This window comes from Bowmanella yangjiangensis (assembly GCF_017255015.1).
GTDB lineage: Bacteria > Pseudomonadota > Gammaproteobacteria > Enterobacterales > Alteromonadaceae > Bowmanella > Bowmanella yangjiangensis.
Genome location: NZ_JAFKCS010000141.1, coordinates 1 through 2,011, shown reverse-complemented (window position 1 = coordinate 2,011; position 2,011 = coordinate 1). Strand labels below are relative to the sequence as shown.

The following is a 2,011-nucleotide window of genomic DNA, read 5'->3' as shown; positions in this document are numbered from 1 at the left end:
CACTTCCTCCACAGCGCCACCCGCGCCGAACCAAGCGCCGATCAGCGCACCAGTACGGCTGACGACCCGCGTCTGGCTGCCGTCGAGGCCGCGATAAGAAGCACCCGGCGCGCTGCCAGCATCCACCAGTTCGCCCTCGGCGCGCAGGATGGTTTGCCCGCAGCTGGGCGGCACCCCGCCGCTCTGCACCATTTCAATCGGCGCCGGCACCAGGCCGGCGAAGGTGAGCGAACCGCTGTCGGTGGTGCTCAGCGTGCCCACGGCATCAACCCGGCTGACCAGCACAGTAAGCGCGGCGGTGTAGGTATCCACCGTAGGCGTGATATCCAACCGCACCAGGCCCGTGGTCATCACCAGGCCGCCCGCGCTGGGCGCCGATGAACTGGCCTCAACTGCAAACAGCGCGCTGAGGCCATCCGGGGTGATATCCAGCAGGCGGCCGATGGCGGCACGATCAGCAAGCGAGCCGTTGATGTAGACGTCCGGCCCACCCTGCTGCAGGTCGATGTCATCCAGGGCCACGGTGTAGACCACCGTCTCCTCGAGACCCAACGTATCGTCCGGGCAGATGCGGATCTCGCGGCCGGTATCCGTCTGCAGGCGCACGCTGACCTGCCCTTTCACGCCGTCAAACCACACCGGCCATGCGGCGCGGTGATTGTCGCTGGAAACTCGGGCCACCTGCAGCCCGCCGTAGGCATAGCACCCTGGCGGCCGCAGAATCGCGCGGCCCCACCAGGCGCCGCCCTGCTCTTCTATTGCCTCGTCCGGCACGTCCACCAGCCCAGGCGGCGCCCACAGAAAGGTGTCGGCGCTCAGCGGGTGCTCGATGGTCCAGGTACCGTCATCAGGGCTCGCCGACACGGCGTCGCCGTGGTTGATGGTGCGGCCTTCCATGACCAGCCGGCGAATGGGTGGCTCCGTGAAACGGCTCTCCAGCCGTCCATGCCAGGGCCAGCCGATCAGGTCCATCTGGCTGGCCGGCGGCGAATACTCGTCAACAATCACGTCGGCTCTCCGAAAATGATCTGCCCTTCCTCGTCGTTGTCGTCGCGCAGGGTGATCGACTTCATGTTGCGCAAGCGGATGGCCACCAGGCCGTCAGCACTGCTGACGATGCGCGAGCTGGTGTAGAACTCGCGCAGGGTCGGGTCATCCTCAGTCAGCGGCCACGCCAGGCCGCCACCGGTCGCGGCCGGGGCGGTGTAGTTGCCCGTTCCGACCTGGGCGGGCACCCCGCCACGAGGCTGAAGTGCCGGTAGCGAACGGCGCGTGCGCGGCGGGGTGACAACGGCGTTGAGGTCTTCGACCTCAGTTCGCCCGGTACGCCGCGTGATCATCGCGTCGCCCAGGGCCCGGCGAGCAGCTGCCATTGCCTCGCCAGCCGCGCGCCGGGCCTTCTCGTTCTGCTCGCCGATGGCGCGCCGTTGCTCAGCGAGTGTTGCCATGGCTACAGCTCCAGCAGGTCGGTGGGGATGGCGACGCGGTAATGCACGCTGGCCTCACCGATGCGCTCATCGCGATAGGTCTCGGATATCTCGGTGGACTCGACCTTGAAGCGCCGCGGGAACTGCTCGGCGGTCAAGTCGTCGGCCACGTCCCAGTTGCCCGAGAAGCCCAGCCGCGTGTCGTCGTAAGGCGGAATCGGCACCCCGGTGATCGGGTCATTCAGGCGGCCACCCAGCTGCGTGGCCAGAATCGCCGCACCGGTGATTGGCGGGAGGCTTGTGTCTGGCCTGGCCGGCGTCACCAGCGCGTCACCGTCACCGCCTCCACGGCTGATTGCCACGCTGATGGTGGTGATGGCAGTACCAGCGCCCAAATCGAACCGGTCCTGGATACGCCGGCATTTGCCCTGAGCCAGCGCCTTGTCTTCGATCCGCACGGTATGCACCAGGTCGACACCCAGGGCGAGGTCGGTTGGTGTTTGCCAGCTCAGCGTCGTGCCACGGTGCGCGTCGAGCAGTTGCACCGCACCACCCCGCAGCAGCGTCTGCAGCGCGGCAACACG

The 2,011-nt window shown here is 67.6% G+C and carries 3 protein-coding genes; all 3 read right to left on the bottom strand.

From position 1 onward, the window contains the following. The coding region (locus tag J0A65_RS22690) for a hypothetical protein (RefSeq protein WP_206596575.1) at positions 1-1,008 on the bottom strand (1,008 nt) is incomplete at its 3' end. Next, entirely contained in the window at positions 1,005-1,448 is a 444-nt protein-coding gene (locus tag J0A65_RS22685) for a hypothetical protein (RefSeq protein WP_206596574.1), read from the bottom strand. The genes J0A65_RS22690 and J0A65_RS22685, both read right to left, overlap by 4 nt. A 2-nt stretch (positions 1,449-1,450) precedes the next feature. Further along, positions 1,451-2,011, bottom strand: a 561-nt coding sequence (locus tag J0A65_RS22680) for a hypothetical protein (RefSeq protein ID WP_206596573.1), incomplete at its 5' end; no start/stop codon positions are given.

Excerpts from the sequence above, each read along its gene's own strand:
- J0A65_RS22685 (WP_206596574.1), bottom strand. The coding sequence starts at position 1,448 with ATGGCAACACTCGCTGAGCAACGGCGCGCCATCGGCGAGCAGAACGAG.